Origin of the sequence: Aeromonas sp. 55A, assembly GCF_051919665.1 — a bacterium.
Classification (GTDB): Bacteria; Pseudomonadota; Gammaproteobacteria; order Enterobacterales; family Aeromonadaceae; genus Aeromonas; species Aeromonas veronii.
In genome coordinates this window covers 908,882-928,954 of sequence record NZ_JBQBEH010000008.1, presented here as the reverse complement: position 1 = coordinate 928,954, position 20,073 = coordinate 908,882, and the positions used below count along the sequence as shown (strand labels likewise).

At 61.0% G+C, this 20,073-nt stretch carries 17 protein-coding genes; 8 read left to right on the top strand and 9 right to left on the bottom strand.

Annotated elements, in window-relative coordinates; all coding sequences use genetic code 11:
- Nucleotide 1: 1 nt before the first annotated feature.
- Entirely contained in the window at nt 2-277 is a 276-nt protein-coding gene (locus ACTG2G_RS08275) for a metal/formaldehyde-sensitive transcriptional repressor (protein WP_005343089.1), read from the bottom strand.
- Between the two features lie 71 nt (nt 278-348).
- On the opposite strand from ACTG2G_RS08275, the gene dmeF reads away from it, so the two are divergent.
- Nucleotides 349-1,308: a CDF family Co(II)/Ni(II) efflux transporter DmeF gene (gene dmeF / locus ACTG2G_RS08270; protein ID WP_288727295.1), complete on the top strand. Its 960-nt coding sequence runs from the start codon at nt 349-351 to the stop codon at nt 1,306-1,308.
- Nucleotides 1,309-1,468: 160 nt separating this feature from the next.
- Here dmeF and ACTG2G_RS08265 read toward each other — a convergent pair whose 3' ends face one another.
- The 7 genes from ACTG2G_RS08265 to lpxL form a co-directional block, all read right to left on the bottom strand.
- Nucleotides 1,469-1,717, bottom strand: a complete 249-nt coding sequence (locus ACTG2G_RS08265; protein WP_005343091.1) for a hypothetical protein — start codon at nt 1,715-1,717, stop codon at nt 1,469-1,471.
- A gap of 64 nt (nt 1,718-1,781) precedes the next feature.
- The gene (locus tag ACTG2G_RS08260) at nt 1,782-2,354 is read right to left on the bottom strand and encodes a DNA-J related domain-containing protein (RefSeq protein WP_429205725.1); all 573 of its coding nucleotides are present in this window, start codon (nt 2,352-2,354) and stop codon (nt 1,782-1,784) included.
- Nucleotides 2,351-4,138 (bottom strand): cation:proton antiporter, encoded by a 1,788-nt coding sequence (locus ACTG2G_RS08255; RefSeq protein WP_439985360.1) that lies wholly within the window; start codon nt 4,136-4,138, stop codon nt 2,351-2,353. Before ACTG2G_RS08255 ends, ACTG2G_RS08260 begins: the two co-directional genes overlap by 4 nt.
- A gap of 190 nt (nt 4,139-4,328) precedes the next feature.
- Nucleotides 4,329-4,850, bottom strand: a complete 522-nt coding sequence (locus tag ACTG2G_RS08250; RefSeq protein ID WP_005335907.1) for an MltR family transcriptional regulator — start codon at nt 4,848-4,850, stop codon at nt 4,329-4,331.
- Nucleotides 4,851-4,983: 133 nt separating this feature from the next.
- Nucleotides 4,984-6,129, bottom strand: a complete 1,146-nt coding sequence (locus tag ACTG2G_RS08245; protein ID WP_005363105.1) for a mannitol-1-phosphate 5-dehydrogenase — start codon at nt 6,127-6,129, stop codon at nt 4,984-4,986.
- Between the two features lie 37 nt (nt 6,130-6,166).
- On the bottom strand, nt 6,167-8,089 hold the full coding sequence (locus ACTG2G_RS08240; protein ID WP_021231686.1) for a PTS mannitol transporter subunit IICBA: 1,923 nt from the start codon (nt 8,087-8,089) through the stop codon (nt 6,167-6,169).
- Between the two features lie 629 nt (nt 8,090-8,718).
- Nucleotides 8,719-9,642, bottom strand: coding sequence for an LpxL/LpxP family Kdo(2)-lipid IV(A) lauroyl/palmitoleoyl acyltransferase (gene lpxL, locus ACTG2G_RS08235; RefSeq protein ID WP_421209315.1), 924 nt, complete (start codon nt 9,640-9,642; stop codon nt 8,719-8,721).
- Between the two features lie 204 nt (nt 9,643-9,846).
- Here lpxL and hldE point away from each other — a divergent pair, with 204 nt between their 5' ends.
- Nucleotides 9,847-11,274, top strand: coding sequence for a bifunctional D-glycero-beta-D-manno-heptose-7-phosphate kinase/D-glycero-beta-D-manno-heptose 1-phosphate adenylyltransferase HldE (hldE, locus tag ACTG2G_RS08230; RefSeq protein ID WP_127006055.1), 1,428 nt, complete (start codon nt 9,847-9,849; stop codon nt 11,272-11,274).
- Nucleotides 11,275-11,390: 116 nt separating this feature from the next.
- Here the strand turns inward: hldE and tolC are convergent, their stop codons facing one another.
- Nucleotides 11,391-12,710 (bottom strand): outer membrane channel protein TolC, encoded by a 1,320-nt coding sequence (tolC, locus tag ACTG2G_RS08225; protein WP_005335902.1) that lies wholly within the window; start codon nt 12,708-12,710, stop codon nt 11,391-11,393.
- Between the two features lie 304 nt (nt 12,711-13,014).
- On the opposite strand from tolC, the gene nudF reads away from it, so the two are divergent.
- The 6 genes from nudF to parC all read left to right on the top strand — a co-directional run bounded on the left by nudF (nt 13,015) and on the right by parC (nt 20,064).
- Nucleotides 13,015-13,656 carry an ADP-ribose diphosphatase gene (gene nudF, locus ACTG2G_RS08220; RefSeq protein WP_064335385.1) on the top strand — a complete coding sequence of 214 codons (642 nt, stop codon included), beginning with the start codon at nt 13,015-13,017 and terminating at the stop codon, nt 13,654-13,656.
- Nucleotides 13,657-13,764: 108 nt separating this feature from the next.
- Nucleotides 13,765-14,214 (top strand): DUF1249 domain-containing protein, encoded by a 450-nt coding sequence (locus ACTG2G_RS08215; RefSeq protein WP_042052480.1) that lies wholly within the window; start codon nt 13,765-13,767, stop codon nt 14,212-14,214.
- 22 nt (nt 14,215-14,236) lie between these two features.
- The gene (gene cpdA / locus ACTG2G_RS08210; RefSeq protein ID WP_041202814.1) at nt 14,237-15,055 is read left to right on the top strand and encodes a 3',5'-cyclic-AMP phosphodiesterase; all 819 of its coding nucleotides are present in this window, start codon (nt 14,237-14,239) and stop codon (nt 15,053-15,055) included.
- A 12-nt stretch (nt 15,056-15,067) separates the two neighbouring features.
- Nucleotides 15,068-15,655, top strand: a complete 588-nt coding sequence (locus ACTG2G_RS08205; protein ID WP_421386873.1) for a YqiA/YcfP family alpha/beta fold hydrolase — start codon at nt 15,068-15,070, stop codon at nt 15,653-15,655.
- A gap of 132 nt (nt 15,656-15,787) precedes the next feature.
- Nucleotides 15,788-17,698, top strand: coding sequence for a DNA topoisomerase IV subunit B (gene parE, locus ACTG2G_RS08200; protein ID WP_201948020.1), 1,911 nt, complete (start codon nt 15,788-15,790; stop codon nt 17,696-17,698).
- A 71-nt stretch (nt 17,699-17,769) separates the two neighbouring features.
- Nucleotides 17,770-20,064, top strand: a complete 2,295-nt coding sequence (gene parC, locus ACTG2G_RS08195) for a DNA topoisomerase IV subunit A (protein WP_439985359.1) — start codon at nt 17,770-17,772, stop codon at nt 20,062-20,064.
- Nucleotides 20,065-20,073 lie beyond the last annotated feature (9 nt).

Genomic DNA, 20,073 nt, shown 5'->3' with positions numbered 1-20,073 from the left:
CTTACTTCAGATAGGATCGCAATACCCGCACTACTTGATCCAGATCTTCCAGCCGCTCGGCCGGGGTCGCCTCTTCGGCGCCCAGGTGCTCACGCATGTGCCCTTCCAGCACCTCCAGCATCAGGCCGTTGACGGCACCACGAATGGCCGCGATCTGCTGCAAAATGGCGGCGCAGTCGCTCTCCTGCTCAAGTGCGTGCTCCAGCGCGCCCGCCTGCCCCTTGATGCGACGTACCCGTGCCAGCAGCTTCTTTTTACCGTGAATGGTGTGTGACATGCAGGATCCTCTCGATCAATAAAACTATACTGGGGTATAGTATATTGCATTATCGTCCTCAGGAGAAATCCATGTCATCCCTTGTCTCATCCCACTGCCACCAACCCGTCGTCCACGAAGGGAATCCGCTGGCTGAACAGAAAACCCGTTGGGCCGTGCTGCTGACCGTCATCATGATGGTGGTGGAGATCGGCGGCGGATGGTTTTACAACTCCATGGCGCTGCTGGCCGACGGCTGGCATATGAGCTCCCACGCGCTGGCACTCGGTCTCTCGGTGCTGGCCTATCGCGCCGCCCGCCACTTTGCCCGCGACCACAGATTCAGCTTCGGCACCTGGAAGATCGAGGTGCTGGGTGGCTTCACCAGTGCTCTCCTGCTGGTGGGGGTGGCCGGGCTGATGCTGTTCGAGTCGGTGTTCCGGCTACTGGATCCCAGCCCAATCCACTATCAACAGGCGATCGCCATCGCGCTGGTGGGGCTGCTGGTGAACCTGGCCTGTGCCTGGTTGCTCAAGGATGATCACAGCCATCATCACCACGGCCATGGGCATGACCACCATCATGAGCATCACGACCACGATCATCATGACCATGACGATCACCACGGCCATCAGGATCTCAACCTGCGCGCCGCCTATATCCACGTGCTGGCGGATGCGGCCACTTCCGTGCTGGCGATCCTGGCACTGGTGGGGGGCATGCTGTGGGGGGCCGACTGGCTGGATCCCCTGATGGGCATAGTGGGGGCCGTACTGGTGGCTGTGTGGGCCTGGGGTCTGTTGCGTGACTCCGGTCGGGTGTTACTGGATGCAGAGATGGATACCCCGTTGGTGGGTGAGATCCGTGAGGTGATTGCCGACCTGCCGGATGCCGAGATCCGCGATCTGCACGTCTGGCGGGTGGGACAGCAACAGTATGCCTGCGTGCTCTCCCTGCTGATGGCGGCGCCTGTCTCCGCCAGCGAGATCCGCGCGCGGTTGGCGATACATGAAGAGCTGGTCCATGTAACCATAGAGATAGCCACTCCATAGCCAGACTTATAGCTGTCTATGCCAGATAGCGTGCAACTTGCACTCTGCAACACGAGCAAATCGAAGCGGTTGTTTCTGGGGAGGCCTGTGGCAGGCAAGTGCTGACTATATGCCTGGTACAGGCCTCACCGGAGCCAAGGGTGAGATGTGACGGTTTGAGTTAACGTTCGAAGAAGCGATAGAGGTGTTCTACCTGCATCGGGCAGTCAGCTACCAGATGCACATGATCGCGGGCCTGTTCGACCGTATCGAAACTGACCGGGCAGCCGAGGGTGTCGGTCAGCTCGTAGAGAGCGCCATCATTGCCTCTGAATTCGATGATCCAGCCGGGGATGGCCACGTCGTGGAGTATTTCGGCCTCTTGCAGGATCTGTTGTTGATAGAGCTTGCGAAGTTCACTGACTGTCATGATGCTCTCCTGTGGGGAATATCCAGCTCCAGTCTATGCCTGCCATTTATATGCGGCAACGGGATCATCCCCGCAGGACCTCCCATGCCCAGCGGATGCGGACAAAAGTCTCGGCATTGCCGCCCCGATCCGGATGGTGCTGCAGTGCCAGCTCCCGCCAGCGGCGGCGGATCGCCTCCTGACTCGCCCCTTCATTCAACTCGAACAGGGCCAGCGCCTCGGCTTTGTGTCCCTCACCGTCATAAGCGCGCCAGAAGCGGTTGAGCAGGGCCTCCACTTCGGCACGATCGGTCTGCCAGAACACCTGCCAGTCGAGATAGTAGCTACGCAGATTTTCGCCAAGGGCAAAGCCGTGGCTGGCCTCCGAGCTCCCGACCAGTGGTTCGAGCCGGATATCCAGGGTGCTGATCACCAGCCACCAACCCTCTTGCCAGAGCTCGGCCTGCAACTGGTAGAGGGCGTTCATGATCAGGAAGTTGAGCCGAAACAGCTGCAGCTGTTCATCGTCAGCCAGCCGGGGTATTGCCCCCTGCTGGCGCAGAGCGGCCATCAGCTCATGCACCTTGTAGCTGCCCGCCGCCTGTTGCAATAGCACCAGCAGAGGGGCGATCAGCGGATTGTGGTTGGCTTCGTTCATTCGGCGCCCTGCTCTCTGGGTGGCTGCAGGGCGATCAGCAGCTCACCCGCCTGCGGAGTGACGGGGCCGGTAACGATCTGGGGCTTGCCCTTGCCATCCATGATGAACAGCGGAATGGCGCCGGGATTGGCGGTCTGATACTGGACCCAGTCGAACGCCTCGCTCAGGCGGGTCGCCTTGATTTGGCCACCCCGGCTCAGCAGGCCGCTCAGCTTGGCATAGTTGATGTCGGGGCCGAACAGGTTCTGGCGAGCGCGAAAGGTGGCACTCTCCCGGTTGGCCTTGCCGTGGTGCTCGCTGGATCGCAGGGAGTAGACCTGCTCCTCGCCGTAGAGGTGGGCAAAGTGCAGCACCCCGAGTGCGTTGTTGTGGCGGTTGGGGGAGAGCGCCAGCACGGTACTGATACTGGTGAGCGGCAGGTGCAGCTCGGCATGTTCCGATTGGGGGTTGCCGAAGTAGCAGGGGAGGTTGCTCATCCGTGCCTGTTTGCAGAACTCCCAGGCGGGATCGCAGAGTTGCACCGGCACCCCCTGATCCGCCAGCGCCCGGCCTATGGCCCGCGCCACCGAGTTGGCCCCTATGATGAGCCAGGTGTTGGGGGCGCTCTGGCGCATCTTGAGCAGGCTGGCCAGCGGTGCCGAGGTGAGGCTCTGCAACACCACGGTGGAGATGATCACTGTAAATACCAGCGGCACCAGCTTGTCGGCATCAGGGATCTCGGCCTGATGCAGGCTGATGGCGAACGAGGCGCTGACTGCCGCCGCAACGATACCGCGCGGGGCGATCCAGCTTAGCAGGGCGCGAGCTCGCCAGGAGAGATCCGAGCCCCAGGTCGAGACCAGAATACAGAGCGGGCGCGCCACAAACTGCACCACGCACAGCAGCGCCAGCACCATTGGACCGAGCTGCCAGAGCTGTGCCAGATCGAGGCGGGCCGCCAGCAGGATAAACAGGCTGGAGATAAGGATGACCGCGAGATCCTCCTTGAACGCCAGCACCTCCTCCAGGTCCAGCCCCTCCTGATTGGCGAGCCAGATGCCGAACACGGTCACCGCCAGCAGGCCGGACTCGTGGCTCAGCCAGTTGGAAAGGCTGAAGGTGACCAGCACCAGTGCCAGCACGCCGAACTTGTGCAGGCTGACCGGCAGCCAGTCCTTGCGAATGAGCAGGGTGGTGAGCCAGCCTGCCGCCACCCCGATCAGGGAGCCGACCAGCACTGTCTTGCCCAGCGCCAGCAGGGTATGGCTGATGAGATCCCCCTGACTGCCGAGGCGTACCGCCTCGAACACCAGCACCGCAAACAGGGCGCCGATGGGGTCGATGACGATCCCCTCCCAGCGCAGGATCCTGTCCACCTCCCAGGTGGGGCGGATCACGTTGAGCATGGGGGCTATCACGGTGGGGCCCGTCACCACCAGCACAGCGCCGAGCATGGTGGCGACCCGCCAGTCCAGCCCCAGCAGGAAGTAACCGGCGCTGCCGATGACGGTGAAACTGACCAGCATGCCGGTGGAGCAGAGATTGCGCACCACCTTGCCGATCCCCTTGAGCTCGGCCAGATGAAGGGTTAATGCCCCTTCGAACAGGATGATGGCGACCGACAGGGAGACCAGCGGAAACAGCAGATCCCCGAGCAGGGCATCGGGGTCGAGCAGGCCGCTGACCGGACCCAGAGTCAGGCCGGTGAGCAGCAGAAACAGGATGGCGGGCACCCGCAGCGACCAGGCAAGCCATTGGGCCAGCACGGAGACCAGGGCGATCCCGGCCAGAGAGAGGGCAATCATGCAGACCTCGATTCAGGCAGTGAGTATGGAGCTAGTGTAGTGGCTAAGTTGGTCAGATTGACACCCGAAGGAGCGTGCGTCATGGCCGGGATGGGGAGATGTGCGACAGTCGGCGTCATGGTGGCTGGCGGTGGTGTGAAGGGTGCCAGCCAGACGCCAACCGTGGTGATGGTGTTGCCTCGGGGCCGGATTAGATGGGGCTCTCCTTGTGGAGCTCGCCGACACAGTCGGCCAGCGCCAGTACCAGTGCGGAGCGCACCATCTGATCGAGCCGGTTGAGCTGCATCTGGTAGAAGGCCCAATCCTCTTCGCTGGCGGGAGGCTCCAGCTTCATCATGCCGCCCTGATTGACCCCGTGCAGGCGGTCGAGCAGATCGCGGATTGGTTTGTCGCTGAAGCGGTAATCCTTGGGGTCGCGCACCAGAAAGTCGCGGATCTTGATATAGGCTTCGATATCCTGATAGCGCTCGAGTGAGATGAGGCCGAGGGCGAAGATGAGCTTGAGGCGCACCTCCAGCTGGCCGAGGGGGCCGCTCTGGTTGAGCAGGGGTTCGATGGCGTATTTGACGGCATACTCCTCCTGACGGAACGCGCGTCGCATCAGGGAGTCGACCGCCTCTTCCAGGATGGTCACGGCTTCGAGAAAGAAGCCGCGGGGGCCATCCTGCTCATTCAGTCGTTCCAGTACTTCATCTTCCTGGTGTGTGGTCATAGGTGCATTGGGTCCAGCTGACAGGGAGAGAGTGGGCCTCTCTCCCGGTTTTTATCATATGGGGCACATTCCCTTGCCATTCAAGCGCTTGGCGCGCTATCAGTGGTGGCTGAATGCGCCGCAAGCAGGGTTATTACAGGGTTTCGTAACGGGCGACGATGGCGCGAACCACTTCGCTCTCTTCATCCAGTCCGGTGACGCGGGCCAGCGCTTTGGCCGGGCCAAGCTCCGCCAGCAGGGCTTGCAGCTCCACCGCCTGCGGGTCATCGGCATTGCGATAGTGGAGCGCCGCGGCGATCCCCTCCTGCAACTGCTCGTTGGGCAGGCCGTACTCCAGGGTGCCCAGCAGCGGCTTCACCAGTCGATCTCCCGCCGCCAGCTTGCGCAGCGGCTGACGACCGACCCGGTCAATCTCGTCCACCAGATAGGGGTTGGCGAAGCGGGCCAGGATCTTCTCGATATAGGCGGCGTGCAGGCGCGGGTCGAAGCCGTAGCGTTTTACCAGCACGGCACCGCTCTCCTCCATGGCGCGGCGCACCTTGCTGCGGATCACCGGATCTTCGATCGCCTCGCGCACTGTGCGGTAGCCCCGCAGTTTGCCGAGATAGGCGGTGACGATGTGGCCGGTGTTGAGGGTGAACAGCTTGCGCTCGACGAAGGCCATCAGGTTGTCGGTGGGTTCCATGCCCGCCACCTGTGGCAGCTCCCCCTTGAACTGGGTCTGATCGACGATCCACTCGCTGAAGCTCTCTACCGTCACTTCCAGCGGGTCATCGTTGGCAGCCGCAGCGGGCGGCACGATGCGATCCACCGCCGAGTCGACGAAGCCGATACAGGATTCGAGCGTGGCATGATACGCGACCGGCAGGTACTTGAGTACCTCCCGCTTGAGGTGGCTGGTGCCGCGCACCATGTTTTCACAGGCGATGACGTTCAGCGGTGTCAGGTTGCCGGCATCGAAGCGGGCCTGCAGCCCCTTGGCCAGGGTGCTGGCAATTTTGTCCAGAATGTTGGGGCCTACTGCCGTGGTGACCAGATCGGCAGTGATGATACGGGCGATCACCTCGTGACCGGCGGAGCTCACCGCCGCCACGTTGCGCACCACGTCCAGCTTCTGATCCGCACCCACCACATGGACCTTGTACTCTTGACGGTGGTTGAGCTGGTCGATCAGGGTGTCGTTGACGTCGGCGAAGGTGACCTGATGGCTGGCATCCGCCAGCACTTTACCGATAAAGCCGCGACCGATGTTACCAGCACCAAAATGCAATGTTTTCATGATATTAACCTCTTGAACCAAAGACGATGAAAGATGATTACGCAGCCTGTTCGGCACCCAGCAGATCCAGGAAGGCCTGGGGATCCGTGGTGCTGGCCAGCCGGTCGATGAGACCGGGTTCATCCAGTGCATTGGTCAGGCGGGTTATCACCTGCATATGTTCGTCGTTGCGGGCAGCGATGCCGATTACCAGCCGCGCCACCTCATCGGCGGCTTCGCCAAAGGCGACCCCGGCCGGGTACTGGCAGATGACGATGCCGGTCCGTTTCACAAACTCCTTGGCGGCGATGGTGCCGTGCGGCACGGCGATGGATTCGCCGAGGTAGGTGGAGACCAGCTGTTCCCGCTCCAGCATGGCGTTGACGTAGTCGGGGGCCACGTAACCGCGCTCTGCCAGCAGTCGGCCTGCGGTCAGGATGGCGGCCTCCTTGTTGTCCGCTTTCAGTCCCAGATGCACGTCATGACGGCTCAGGGTAAAGACTTCGGCTGCCTGCGGCTCGTAGCTGTCGTCGTTGGCGGCCACCAGCAGTTGCGGGTTGGCGACGTCATCGTTGGCGGCGCGGCTCAGGCTCTGTACCAGCTCCTGATAGAGGCCGTTGTCGAGGAAGTTGGTCAGGGAAATATGGTGAGCGTTCGGCGCATGGCGACGGGCCCGCTCGGTCAAATCCTTGTGGGTGATGACCCAGTCCACCTGATCGTCGAGCTGATCGATGGCGCGGTTGGTGACGCTGATATCGAGCCCTGCGGCCTGCACCCGCTTGCGCAGCATGCCGGCGCCCATGGCGCTGGAGCCCATGCCCGCATCGCAGGCGACCACAATATTGCGTACCGCCATCAGTTCGCCGCCCGGCTTCTTGGCCGCTGCGGTTTCGGGCTTGCCGCCCTTCATGGCTTTCATCTTGCGGGTGGCTTCACCGAGGGCATCGGCCTCGTCGGCTTCCGGTTGCTGGGCGCGAACGAACACGGCGGCGACCAGGAAGGAGACCAGAGTGGCGCTGATGATGGAGAGGGCGACCCCGATCAGGGAGGCTTTCGGCGTCATCAACAGCACGGCGAAGATGGAGCCCGGCGACGCGGGGGAGACCAGACCTGCATTGAACAGGGTCAGGGTAAAGACCCCGGTCATGCCACCGGCGATCACCGCCAGAATGAGGCGCGGGTTCATCAGCACATATGGGAAGTAGATCTCGTGGATGCCGCCGAAGAAGTGAATGATGGAGGCGCCAGCCGCGGACTGCTTGGCCGCACCACGACCGAACACCATGTAGGCCAGCAGCACACCCATGCCCGGGCCCGGGTTCGCTTCAATCAGGAAGAAGATGGAGCTGCCGTGCTCGGTCGCCTGCTGGATCCCCAGCGGCGAGAAGATGCCGTGGTTGATGGCGTTGTTGAGGAACAGGATCTTGGCCGGTTCGACGAAGATGGAGGTGAGCGGCAGCATGTGGTTTTCCACCAGGAAGCCGACGCCACCGGCCAGCAGGCCGGAGAGCACCTTGACGAAGGGGCCAATCACGAAGAAGGCGAGGATCGCCAGCAGCATGCCGATAAGGCCGGCGGAGAAGTTGTTGACCAGCATCTCGAAGCCGCTCTTGACGCGACCGTCCATCGCCTTGTCGAAGCGCTTGATGGCCCAGCCACCGAGCGGGCCGACCATCATGGCTCCCATGAACATGGGGATATCAGTTCCCACGATGACACCCATGGTGGTGATGGCACCGACCACGCCGCCGCGCTCACCGCCCATCAGTTTGCCGCCGGTGTAGCCAATCAGCAGCGGCAGCAGGTAGGTGATCATGGGGCCGACCAGCTTGGCCAAGGTTTCATTGGGCAGCCAGCCGGTGGGGATGAAGAGGGCGGTAATAAAGCCCCAGGCGATAAAGGCGCCTATGTTGGGCATGACCATATTGGACAGGAAGCGTCCAAAATTCTGTATCTTGACTTTGGTATCCGGTGATAACATGTCGGGACCCCGTTTTAAGCCTGTTTGATTAAAAGTGGTAGTCGGGATGGCCGGTTTTGCCGAACCGCCATCCCGGTCGTCTAAGCAACTTCAATCTACCAGCTTGATATCAAATTAGGCTGAAAACGGGGTGTCTTGTGATCCAGCTCTCAGATACCCAGCGATACCCCATCCATAACCAGTGACCCACATCACATTCCCATGCTGTAATTCGGCTACATTTCGATCTTTTCTGTTTTGAACGACCATTTTTTGTGATTTAGATCACCACTTCAACTTTGCCGCTCCTTCGTGCAAAAGTGATTTGCATCACAAATTCAGTTTTTGTATTCGAATGGGACAAATCACTCAATTACTCATCAGTGGGTAGTGGCGATGGATCTATCTAAATCTCTCTCTAATAACCAATGAATCAATAGATTTGTAACCCGCTTTCAGTTTTTGCAGGCAGTGATGAGGGCTCTTTTGTGGGAAATGGTCGGCAGATTGCAGGAGGTCGTGCTGGAGGTTATGGTGCGGTTGACGCAGGGGGATCTTGCTTGCCGCACAGGGCTGACAGCAGATAAAAACAAACCGCCAGCAGGCGGTTTGTCGGTTTTTACGAGCTATCCCATGTCGGGGGCTGCGGTTTAGTAGAAACCGGCATCCTCGGGGGAGGGGCGGGTCTTGAAGCGGCGATGGAGCCACATGTACTGCTCTGGCGCCTTGCGCACAGCGGCTTCAATCTCGCGGTTGGCGCGGGTGGCATCGACCATGTCATCCCCGCTCGGGTAGTCGGCGAGCGGCGCCCCGATATGCAGGGTGTAACCCTCGCTGGTGCGGATGTTGTAGCAGGGCAGGGTGACGGTGTTCTTCACCCGCGCCAGGGTGGCTGTGCCGGTGATGGTGGCCGCCTGCTCTACTGCGAAGTAGGGCACGAACACGCTGGCGTGGCTGCCGTAGTCGTGATCCGGTGCATACCAGAGGGCGTCGCCGTTGCGCAGCGCCTTGATCATCCCCTTCACATCCATCCGGTCTACCAGATATTTGTTGGAGGCACAGCGCCCGTGATACTGGGCATACTCCAGCACCGGATTGGTGTTGGGGCGATAGACCCCCACGCCGGGGCGCACCAGCCCGAAACAGCGGGCGTTGAGTTCCAGCGTCAGGAAGTGGCAGGAGAGCAGCAGCATGCCCTGTCCCTTCTCCATGGCGGCGATGACGTGCTCTTCCCCTTCCACCTTCATCAGGTTGCGCATCCGCCAGTCTGGCCAGAACCAGGCGATCCCCACCTCGAACACGGCGCAGCCCACGCTCTCGAAGTTTGCTTTTAGCAGTTTCTCCCGCTCATCCCGGGTCAGCTCGGGCATCGCCAGCTCCAGATTGCGACGGGCAATCTTGACCCGGGACTTCAAAATCCTGGCGGCGAGGCGACCGAGCTGACGGCCCAGCCACATCTGGCTGCGCCACGGCAGCAGGGTCAGCAGCCAGAGCAGGCCGAGGCCGAACCAGCTGGCCCAGTAACGGGGATGAAACAGGCGGGGCTCCAGGCGGGGAGCGTTGTCATGGGCCATGGCTAATCTCTTGTTCGCAAACACAATCGGGGGATTCTAGCCGAAAAGGGGGGGCGGGGGCGAATGGCTGTGTGCTGGTCAGAGGGGTAGCCTGCGTCCGGTTAGCGTGACAGCGGCGGCAACTGCGGTCGGCTTTTTCTACACCGGATAAAAGAGTGTGATAAAATCGCCCGCTGATTTTTCAGGTTTTGAGAGTCGATACAGATGAAGATCACCCTGCCCGATTTTGAAAAAGCCCGCGTTCTGGTCGTTGGCGATGTCATGTTGGACCGTTACTGGCATGGCCCTACCGGTCGGATCTCCCCCGAGGCGCCGGTGCCCGTGGTCAAGGTTGAACACATTGAGGAGCGTCCCGGTGGCGCGGCCAACGTGGCCCTCAACTCCGCTGCCCTTGGCGCCCACGCCGTGCTGCTTGGCCTGACCGGTCAGGACGAGGCTGCCGATGCCTTGGCTGGCCAAATGGCTGGCGTCAAGGTGGCCTGTGATTTCGTTCGTCTGGCCGACTTCCCGACTATCACCAAGCTGCGGGTGCTGTCCCGCAACCAGCAGCTGCTGCGTCTGGACTTTGAAGAGCCCTTCCACTCCGTCGATGCCACCCTGCTGATGAGCAAGGTGGAGCAGGCGCTGCCGAATAGCGACGTGATGATCCTTTCCGACTACGGCAAGGGTGCTCTCAACGACGTGCCCGGCATGATCCAGCGCGCCCGTGCCGCCGGTATTCCGGTGCTGGTCGACCCCAAGGGGACCGACTTCGAGAAGTATCGCGGTGCCACCCTGCTGACCCCCAACATGTCCGAATTCGAGGCTGTGGTAGGCAAGGTGAAGAGCGAAGAAGAGCTGGTCGCCAAGGGGTTGGAGCTGGTCAAACGCTTCGAGCTGGATGCCCTGCTGGTCACCCGTTCCGAGAACGGCATGACCCTGATCCGAGAAGGTCAGCCTGAGCTGCATCTGCCGGCTCAGGCCCACGAGGTTTATGATGTGACCGGTGCCGGTGATACCGTCATCTCCACTCTGGCTACCTCACTGGCGGCAGGCAAGAGCCTGGACGAAGCCTGTGCGCTGGCCAATACCGCTGCCGGTATTGTGGTCGGCAAGCTGGGTACCTCTACCGTCAGCCCGGTCGAGCTGGCCAACGCCCTCTACACCGAGCAGGAGACCGGCTTCGGCGTCATGTCCGAAGCCCAGCTGAAAGTGGCGGTTCGTGCCGCCCGTCTGCGTGGCGAGAAGGTGGTGATGACCAACGGTTGCTTCGACATCCTGCATGCCGGTCACGTCTCCTATCTGGCCAACGCCGGCAAGCTGGGGGATCGTCTGATCGTGGCGGTCAATACCGACGAGTCGGTTCGCCGTCTGAAAGGGCCGGGTCGTCCGGTCAACCCGACCGAGCGCCGCATGGCGGTGCTGGCTGCGCTGGGCGCGGTGGACTGGGTAGTGCCGTTTGGTGAAGATACCCCGCAGCGCCTGATCGCCGAGATCCTGCCCGATCTGCTGGTGAAGGGCGGTGACTACAAGCCGGAAGATATCGCCGGTTACGCCGAAGTGACTGCCAATGGCGGTGAGGTGCGCGTTCTCAACTTCGAGGATGGCTGCTCCACCACCGACATCATCAAGACGATCCGCGAGCGCGGCTAACGTTCTGCTGGCCCCGCAATCTGGCGGGGCGCACTATCGGCGGCTGCAAGCCGACCGAAATACGGATAACAAAAAGGCGACCTTGCGGTCGCCTTTTTCATGCCCGATAGCGGCTATCAGCCTTTGGCTTTTGCCGTGGCAGGCATCAGACCCTGGTTCACTTCCACCAGATCCTGCGCTTCCAGAATACCGGCAGCCTGTTTCAGGCTCAGGATATTGAGAATGTAGTTGTAACGGGCTTCGGAGAGCTTCTGCTTGGCCTCGTACAGCTTGCGAGTGGAGTCCAGCACGTCGACGATGGTACGGGTACCCACTTCGTAACCGGCTTCGGTCGCCTTCAGGGCGCTGTCGGCGGAGACCACAGACTGGCTGTAGGCGCGCACCGAGCCGATGCTGGCGTTCACGTTGTTGTAGGAGGAGCGCACTGTGCTCTGCACCGAGCGGAAGTTCTTCTCCAGCAGTTCGCTGGCCGCTACGTAGTTGTATTGAGCCTGCTTCACCTTGGAGCTGGTGGCGCCACCGCTGTAGATGGGCAGCTTGAAGGTCAGACCGATATTGGCCTGATTGTCATTGCCGCCTGGAATGCTATCCAGCTTGTAATCGGTATTGCTGGTTTGCAGTCCGGCACCCAGATCCAGAGTCGGCTCATGGCCGGTCTTGGCCAGATCGATCTGCTCCTTGGCAATGTCCTTGCTGATGCGGGCACTGTGCAGTTGCAGGTTCTTGTCCAGCGCCAGCTCCAGCCACTTGTCGGAGCCGAAGGCGGTTTTCTGCGGGCTGAAACGATCGGTGTTCAGCACGTCCAGATTGCGGTGATCGATACCGGTCAGCTCGCGCAGGGTTTCGTAGCTGTTATCCAGCGAGTTTTCGGCATTGATCTCGTCAGCCAGCGCCTGGTCGCGAGAGGCTTCCGCTTCATGGACGTCGGTGATGGCGGTCAGGCCCACTTCGAAACGCTGCTGGGTTTGCTCCAGCTGACGCTCTACCGCAACCTTGTTGGCACGAACGAACTCCAGGGTATCCATCGCCTTGAGCACATCAAAGTAGGCTTTGGCGGTGCGCACCATCAGGTTCTGGATTTCGAGGTTGTAGGCAACATCTGACTGGGTAGCCTGCTTCTCGCTGATATCCAGATTGACCCAGTTACTGCGACGATAGAGGGATTGCGACAGCGTCACTTCACCCTTGGCGTTGGTATTGCTCTGGGTATCGTTCTTGTTTTGCAGATAATTGAGCCCGGCACCCAGATCGATCTGGGGCAGCAGAGGGGCGCGGGATTCGTTGATCTTCTCGAAAGCCTGGTCGCGAACGGCTTTGGACTGCAGCAACTGCGGGTCTTTGATCTGGGCTTGCTGGTAGATGTCGAGCAGGTTTTCGGCATGGGCACCGGCACTGACGCCCAGCAACACCATGACTGACAAAAGTGTTCTTTTCATAGATCGTTTTAACCTTATGTAGTAACCCAAACTGGTTGCTGGAGAGGCAAATATTGTCACCGACCAAGCTTGATTGCAGCTTAATCACTCTACTATAAGCAAAATTTAATGCTAAGAGTCTCAGGTCCGGTGACGGGAACGTCAAGAACCGGACGCAGTTTTATCCCCGCGCGCCTAGCCAAATGGTCTGTGGCTGCTAAAATCCACCCCTCATTACCATGGCACGCCGAGTGAATGAACGTTCATTCATGTTCCTCGGATTTTATGGTCAAACAGTTTCAAGTCAAGCTGACGGGAGCCCCGGATGTCGCAGCAACCCTTGCCGCAAGATCGGCATTACGCCGCCGATGATGTGAAAATCATTGAAAAATCAGCTGGATATAACGGCTTCTTCAAGGTGAATGTCTATCGTCTGCAGCATCGGTTATTTGCGGGCGGCTGGAACCAGCCCATCGTACGCGAGCTGTTCGAGCGGGGCCATGCTGCCGCGCTGCTGCCCTATGATCCGGTGCGCGACCAGATAGTGCTGGTGGAGCAGTTCCGCATCGGCGCCATGGAGACCAGCCCGACCCCCTGGCTGCTGGAGCTGGTGGCCGGCATCATTGACGAAGGGGAGACCGCCGAGGCAGTGGTGCGTCGCGAAGCGGTGGAAGAGGCCGGTATCGAGGTGGCCCGCTGCGAGCATGCCATCAGCTATCTGGTGAGCCCGGGCGGCAGCACCGAGCGGATCGAGGTCTTTGTGGGCGAGGTGGATGCCAGCAAGGCGAGCGGCCTGCACGGTCTGGCTGATGAAGGTGAGGATATCCGGGTGCACGTGGTGAGCCGCGAACAGGCCTACGCCTGGCTCAAAGAGGGACGCATCGACAATGCGGCCTCGGTCATTGCCCTGCAGTGGTTGGCCCTCAACCATGGCGAGCTGCGCGCCCGCTGGCTGGCGGATCGCTGAGGTGGCGCTGACCCTGCAACAGAGCAGGCGCTATGTGCCTGACCTGATGTCCTTGCAGCGTATCTGCGAGGTCAACTACTCACGGGTGTTGATTGATGGAGCTTTGCGATGCCGTTAGTTCAATCCCGGACCAAACGTTATGTGCCGGATTTGATGTCTTTGCAGAGAACTTGCGAGGTCAACTACATGGCGTTGATGAAACTGCTGCCGCCTGATGGGGAAGTCGGCGCCGAGCGCCGCTATCGGGTCGGCAACGATCTGCAGTTCCAGCTCACCATCATTGGCGAGAGTCGCTTCACCAATCAGGTGATCCTTAGCCAGCACAACCCCGAGTTGCCCGAATATTTACAGGCTCAAATAGAGATTCGTTTGTATCATGATGTGCGAATGGCGGAAGTGTGTGCAGCGCAACAGATTTCCCGTTTGCAACCACGTTATGATTATCCCAATAAAAAGATGCACCAGCGGGACGAAAAGGAGCAGGTAAATCTGTTTCTGGCCGAATGGCTAAAATTTTGTCTCAGACATGGTACCAGCCCGATCAATATCTCCAGTTGAACAAATAAAAAGAAGCGTGATTTTGGAAACAGAGCTCCCCCAGGCGCAGGACGGCAGTGTGCGCCTGTTGCAAATTACCGACACCCACCTCTTCGCGAGTGCCGAAGGGCGGCTGTTGGCTGTGCGCACCGCAGAGAGTCTGGCCGCAGTGCTGGAACAGGTGCAGGCCAATGAACACCCCTACGAGGTGATTCTGGCGACCGGCGATCTGTCGCAGGATCACAGCCCGGAATCCTATCAGCGTTTCGCCTCCATGATGGCGCCCCTGGGCCGCCCCATCTACTGGCTGCCGGGCAATCACGATGACAGCCCGCTGATGACCGAATATCTCCATGCCGCCGGGATCAGCGAATCCAAACAGCTGGTGGGCGACCACTGGCAGGTGATCCTGCTCGACACCCAGGTGCGTGGCAAACCCCACGGCATGATTGGCGATCACCAGCTGGCCGCCCTCGACCGTGCCCTGCGCCAATATCCTGATCGCCACGCCCTTATCACCCTGCACCATCAGGCGGTACCGGTGGGCTGCGCCTGGCTGGATCAACACAATCTCAAGAATGCCGATGACCTGTTTGCCGTACTGGCCCGTCATCCGCAGCAGAAGACCATCCTGTTCGGTCACGTTCATCAGGAGTTTGACGAGGTGCACCGCGGGGTGCGGCTGATTGCCAGCCCATCGACCTGCATCCAGTTCAAACCGCTCTCTGATGGCTTCGCGCTGGACGAGTCCGGCCCGGGCTGGCGCTATCTCACCCTCTATCCGGATGGGCGGGTGGCCAGCGAGGTGTGGCGCCTGCCGGTGGGGCAGTTTGTGCCCGACCCCAACGCCACCGGTTATTGAGGAGAGCATTCAATGAAGTCGGTTCTCCTTTATCTGCACGGTTTCAACTCCTCACCGGGCTCCGCCAAGGCGCAGCAGATGGCTGCCTGGGTGGCCGCCAACCGGCCCGACATCGAGGTGATCATTCCGGCCCAGCCCAACACCCCTGCGGCGGCCTGGGCGGCTATTGAGCAGACTATCGCCGATCTGCAGGGGCGTTATGGTAGTGAATTCAAGCTCGGCGCCGTGGGTAGCTCCCTCGGTGGCTTTATGGCGACCCGGGTGAGCGAGCAGTACGGCTGCCGCGCGGCGCTGATCAATCCGGCGGTGCGCCCGCACGAGCTGCTCTGTGACTACCTCGGCCCCCAGACCAATCCCTATACCGGGGAGCAGTACGAACTGCGGTCTGAACATATGGATGAGCTGCGGGCGCTGGCTGTACCTGTGAGCGCCCCCGATCGGCTCTGGGTGCTGCAACAGCAGGAGGACGAGGTGCTCGACTATCGCAAAGTGCTGGATGAATACCGCTTTGCCCGCCTCTCGCTGGAGTGTGGCGGCAACCACGCCTTTGTGGCGTTCGAGCGCTATCCCGCCCAGATTATCCGTTTCCTCGGGTTATAGTCAGGTTTGAGTCAATAAGGGCGGTCTCGCCCTGCTTGTTCTTCTCCAGATCAAGCTTTCGGTGCGGGGAGTTTGTTCTACCCCCGCCTAGCAGTTAAGATTCCCTCCAAACGTCAATTCGCAAGGCCCTCCATGTCTACTCAATACAATGCGGATGCCATTGAGGTCCTCAATGGCCTTGAGCCGGTGCGTCGCCGCCCCGGCATGTATACCGACACCACCCGGCCCAACCACCTCGGCCAGGAGGTCATCGACAACAGCGTCGATGAAGCGCTGGCAGGTCACGCCCGCAATCTGGAGGTGATCCTGCATGAAGACCAGTCCCTCGAAGTGATCGACGACGGCCGCGGCATGCCGGTCGATATCCACCCGGAAGAGGGTGTCAGCGGGGTGGAGCTGATCCTCTGCAAGCTGCACGCGGGCGGCAAATTCTCCAACAAGAACTACCAGTTCTCCGGCGGTCTGCACGGGGTGGGTATTTCGGTAGTAAACGCCCTCTCCGATCGGGTCGAGGTGACGGTGCGTCGCGACGGTCAGGTCTACGACATCGCCTTCGAGCGTGGCGAGAAGGTGCAGGAGCTGACCATCACCGGCACCTGCGGTCGCCGCAACACCGGCACCCGGGTGCGCTTCTGGCCGCAGGCGAGCTACTTCGATTCGCCCAAATTCTCGGTCACCAAGCTGGAACACCTGCTCAAAGCCAAGGCCGTGCTCTGCCCTGGCCTCACCATCAAGTTCCTCGACAAGAACACTGGCATCAAGCTGGAGTGGTGCTACGAAGATGGTCTCAAGGATTACCTGATCGACGCGGTCAAGCAGTACACCTGCCTGCCGGAGCAGCCCTTTATCGGCTCGTTCAGCTCCGAACAGTCGGCGGTGGACTGGGCCCTCTGCTGGTTGCCGGAAGGGGGCGAATGCCTCGCCGAATCCTATGTGAACCTCATTCCCACTGCGCAGGGAGGTACTCACGTCAACGGTCTGCGTCAGGGCCTGCTCGACGCCATGCGCGAGTTCTGCGAGTTCCGCAACCTGCTGCCGCGCGGGGTCAAGCTGACCCCGGAAGATATCTGGGATCGCTGCGCCTACATCCTCTCCATCAAGATGCAGGATCCGCAGTTCGCCGGTCAGACCAAGGAGCGCCTCTCCTCCCGTCAGAGCTCTGCGTTCGTCTCCGGCGTGGTGAAGGATGCCTTCAGCCTCTACCTGAACAGCAATACCGAGCTGGCGGAGCAGATCGCCGAGATCTGTATCTCCAGCGCCCAGCGCCGGATGCGCGCCGCCAAGACGGTGGTGCGCAAGAAGATTACCCAGGGCCCGGCGCTGCCCGGCAAGCTCACCGACTGTAACTGCGCCGACCCCATGCAGGGGGAGCTGTTCCTGGTGGAGGGTGACTCCGCGGGCGGCAGTGCCAAGCAGGCGCGGGATCGCGAATTTCAGGCCATCATGCCGCTGCGTGGCAAGATCCTGAACACCTGGGAGGTGGAGGCCGGTCAGGTGCTCGCATCACAGGAAGTACACGATATCTCGGTCGCCATCGGGCTCGACCCCGACTCCGAGGATCTCAGTGGCCTGCGCTACGGCAAGGTGTGCATCCTCGCGGATGCGGACTCGGACGGTCTGCACATCGCCACCCTGCTCTGCGCCCTGTTCGTGAAGCACTTCCGCACGCTGGTGGAGAAGGGCCACGTCTACGTTGCCATGCCGCCCCTCTACCGGATCGATATCGGTAAAGAGGTTTACTACGCCCTCGACGAGGACGAGAAGAACGGCGTGCTGCAACGGGTCGAAGCCGAGAAGAAAAAGGGCAAGGTGATGGTGACCCGATTCAAGGGCCTGGGTGAGATGAACCCGAAACAGCTGCGGGAAACCACCATGGATCCCAACACCCGCCGTCTGGTGCAGCTCACCATGGAGCCGGCAGGAGAGAGCGAAGGGGATGCGGCTGATGAGACCCTGCAGCTGATGGACATGCTGCTGGCCAAGAAGCGGGCGAGCGATCGCCGCGAATGGCTGGAAGAGAAGGGCAACCTCGCCATCATCTAAGCCGTCGGTCACCTGCCGACCCGCATTTCAGGCGTGCCCTCCTGGGGCGCGCCATAGCAAGAGAAAAACATATGAGTGATGCTATCGAGCTCAGTCTGGACGGGGTAGAGCGCCAGCCAATGCGCACCTTTACCGAACAGGCTTACTTGAACTACTCCATGTACGTCATCATGGATCGGGCCTTGCCGCATATTGGCGATGGCCTCAAACCGGTGCAGCGGCGCATCATCTACGCCATGAGCGAGCTGGGCCTGTCGGCGCTGTCCAAGCACAAGAAATCCGCCCGTACTGTGGGTGACGTGCTGGGTAAGTACCACCCCCACGGCGACAGCGCCTGTTATGAAGCCATGGTGCTGATGGCCCAGCCCTTCTCCTACCGCTACCCGCTGGTTGACGGTCAGGGCAACTGGGGTGCGCCGGACGATCCCAAGTCCTTCGCTGCGATGCGTTATACCGAAGCGCGGCTGTCGCGCTTCTCCGAGCTGCTGCTCTCCGAGCTGGGGCAGGGCACGGTGGAGTGGACGCCTAACTTCGACGGCACCATGAAGGAGCCGGTGGTGCTGCCCGCCCGCCTGCCACACATCCTGCTCAACGGGGTGACCGGTATCGCGGTGGGCATGGCGACCGACATCCCGCCCCACAACGCGCGGGAAGTGGCCTACGCCTGTGCCGAGCTGCTCGACAACCCCAATGCGGGGCTGGATGCATTAATGCAGCACATTCAGGGGCCGGACTACCCGACCAACGCCGAGATCATCACCCCGCGCGACGATATCCGCAAAATCTATGAGACCGGCAAGGGCTCCATCAAGCAGCGGGCGGTCTGGAGCGAGGAGGATGGCGACATCGTCATCACTGCGCTGCCCCATCAGGCCTCCGGCGCCAAGATCATGGAGCAGATCGCCGCCCAGATGGTGGCCAAAAAGCTGCCGATGGTCACCGACCTGCGGGATGAATCGGACCACGAGAACCCGACCCGTCTGGTGATCGTGCCGCGCTCCAACCGGGTGGATGTGGAGGGGCTGATGGCCCACCTGTTCGCCACCACGGATCTGGAGAAGAACTACCGGGTCAACCTCAACATCCTCGGCCTCGACAACCGGCCGCAGGTGAAGTGCCTCAAGACCATCCTCAGCGAGTGGATCCAGTTCCGCCGCGAGACCGTGCGTCGCCGTCTGCAGTTCCGCCTCGACAAGGTGCTGGCTCGCCTGCACATCCTCGAAGGCTTGCTGATCGCCTATCTCAACATCGACGAGGTGATCGAGATCATCCGCACCGAGGATGAGCCGGGCAAGGTGATGGTGGAGCGCTTCAACATTACCGAGACCCAGGCCGAAGCGATCCTCGAGCTGAAACTGCGCCATCTGGCCAAGCTCGAAGAGTTCAAGCTGCGCGCCGAACAGAACGAACTGGCCGAAGAGCGAGACAAGCTTGAACTCATTTTGGGCTCCGAGCGTCGCCTCAACACCCTGCTCAAGAAAGAGCTGCTGGCCGATGCCGAGAAGTACGGCGACGATCGCCGCACCCCGCTGGTGGAGCGTGCTACCGCCGTGGCGCTGACCGAGAAAGAACTGGTGCCGAGCGAGCCGGTCACCGTCATCCTCTCCGACAAGGGGTGGGTGCGCGCCGCCAAGGGCCACGACGTGGATGTCGAGGGGCTCTCCTACAAGGCGGGGGACAACTACCTCACCCACGCCTTTGGCCGCAGCAACCAGCAGGCGGTGTTCCTCTCCACGTTGGGGAGAACCTACGCCCTCGAATCTCACACCTTGCCATCCGCGCGCAGTCAGGGCGAACCGCTCACCGGCCGCTTTGCGCTGGGGGCAGGGGAAGAGGTGCGCCATCTGGTGATGGGCAACGAAGGCGAGCCCTACCTGATAGCCAGCGATGCCGGTTACGGCTTTGTCTGCACCTATGACGACCTGATCGGCAAGAACAAGAACGGCAAGGCGCTGCTCACCGTGCCGGAAGGGGGTCAGGTGATGGCACCCCAGAAGATCGGCTCGCCAGAGACCGATCTCTGCATGGCCATCTCCAACGAAGGGCGCATGCTGCTGTTCCCGCTCAATACCTTGCCGGTACTCGGCAAGGGCAAGGGCAACAAGCTCATCAGCATCCCGTCCGCTCGCGTGAAGGCGCGGGAGGAGTTTGTGGTGATGGCCGCCGTGATCCCGCAGGGGCAGTCGGTCACCCTGTTTGCCGGCAAGCGCAAGCTGACCCTCAAACCGTCCGATCTCGATTACTACCGCGGCGAGCGCGGCCGCCGTGGCGCCAAGCTGCCCCGCGGTTTGCAGCGCGTGGATCGCATCGAGATTGAACCCGCCGCCGGTGCCGAGCCGGTAGCCGGGGAAAATCAGGAAGGGTAATTAATATGG